The sequence below is a fragment of the Rhodococcus sp. (in: high G+C Gram-positive bacteria) genome, assembly GCF_049286785.1.
Lineage (GTDB): Bacteria > Actinomycetota > Actinomycetes > Mycobacteriales > Mycobacteriaceae > Rhodococcus_F.
In genome coordinates this window covers 1-1,708 of record NZ_JBAQEO010000381.1, presented here as the reverse complement: position 1 = coordinate 1,708, position 1,708 = coordinate 1, and the positions used below count along the sequence as shown (strand labels likewise).

General features: G+C 63.4%; 2 protein-coding genes. One reads left to right on the top strand and one right to left on the bottom strand.

Features of this window, described 5'->3' with window-relative positions; genetic code table 11:
* Window positions 1–822: 822 nt before the first annotated feature.
* Window positions 823–1,059, bottom strand: coding sequence for a hypothetical protein (locus tag WAW17_RS14255; protein WP_422333607.1), 237 nt, complete (start codon window positions 1,057–1,059; stop codon window positions 823–825).
* 312 nt (window positions 1,060–1,371) lie between these two features.
* On the opposite strand from WAW17_RS14255, the gene WAW17_RS14250 reads away from it, so the two are divergent.
* Window positions 1,372–1,708 (top strand): hypothetical protein (locus WAW17_RS14250; RefSeq protein WP_422333606.1); only part of this gene is annotated, 337 nt, incomplete at its 3' end.

Below are 1,708 nucleotides of genomic sequence, written 5' to 3'. Positions count from 1 at the left end.
GGCATGTGGAGCGCGTGCATGTGGAGCTGCGTGCATGTGGAGCTGCGTTGGGCCGACGTGCGAATATCGGACATCGATCTTGATGCCGTCGAGCGGCATCCTCGACTCCACAGTGAAGAGCAGGCGACTCACGCGTAACACCGCGCGCGGCGTCGGCAACCTTCCCCGGAAGAGGCGGAAGGCACGCGTCTACCTCACACACGAAAGGTCGATGCGCTCGCGGATGCTGCCGGTGAAAGCGCACTCTGGTGTATGTCCTCGCCTACCGTGGGGCTCCGGTGGGGCGAAGCTATCGGGCTCCGCGTAAGGCACCTGGACCTGTTGCGGAAGCGGCTCACGGTCGTGGAGAACGCCGGCCAGGTCGACAACCAACTGCACGTGGGCACCCCCAAATCCCACACGTCGCGGACCGTACCGATCCCGCCTTTCTCATCACGGAGCGCGCCCAGCAATGCGAGGGCCGCGATTACCCACCGGATGGTTCCAGAAGGCCGTGGAGAAGTCCGAAGTCCCGCAGGTGACTCCGCATGACCACACCCCAACGCACGGAGGGCTGAAAAGCCCGTCACCTGGGATCTTGACCGGTGACGGGCTTTCCGTCCTGGCGGAAGCGGAGGGATTTGAACTCTGCCGACCCCCGCAGGTCAGGGACCAAATTGCAGCCTCACCTGCTGTTTCAAGTTCCGACAGATGCCGTCAGATGACACCGACTTGCATCCATGTGGGCCCAAATTGTGCCCACGCGAGGCGACGCCACCACTGCAAGGTAGCGCTCCGAGCCACGACCGAATTCCACGACACAAGCGCATCGCGCTCGATCCTTCAGACGAACTCATCCGGCAGTTCGTATGGCTCGGCCTCCGGCGACGGTTCTTCTAGCCCCGATATCAATGCCGCGGCCAGTACAAGGCCGACCAAGACGGTCTCCAGGACGACCATCGCGAGAATGCCGCACATCGTCGCCTTCGTCCCGATGCCATTCGAGAACAGCCCACACGCGACGCTGCCGAAGGCAGCGAGCATCAGTACGCCGATCGCAGTGAGCAGTGTCGAGTTCAATCGGCGGCCGTGTTGCCTGCGGATCTGATTGATAGATGGTCCGGATGCTCCTGCGATGAAAATTGGTCAGCACCAAGGAACGGCGACGACGTCGATGAGCTGCCGTTTCGTCCACTCGGCGTGCGGCCCGCCTTCTTCCCGCGGGGCAGTCACGTGTCCGACCGTGCCCACTGCGCGTCGGTCAGATCCGCTCGCCCGGGGCCTGACGGTACCTCACCGAGCGTGGCTAGCATCGGTGTTGACGCCGCCTTCGAGGAGGGCATACACCGAGTGTGCGCCCATAGTCCGCCGAAGCCGGGTGAGAATGCCACGATGCGCATCTTCCGCGAGCTGCACCAGGACGACGATCCGATCCGCACGAAGCAGAGACTGGACCTGTCGCCCACCAAGGACGAGGGCGACCTGTTCAGCCATCGCCCCAGCCCACGCAAGATCAGGGTCCTCTTGGACGTGGAGAACTTACCCGCAGACACATCGCTCCCGGTGCAGCTCTTCGACGCCTTGACCAGGCACCCACGGGTGTTCACACTCCAAGTCGAGGTCAGCACGATCACCTCGACCGACAAGAAGGCTCCGACTTGCGCCGGAATGCTGAAGGTCCACGACACCACTGCGGACGCGGGATGGTCCAAGTATCCCGGCCCGCAGT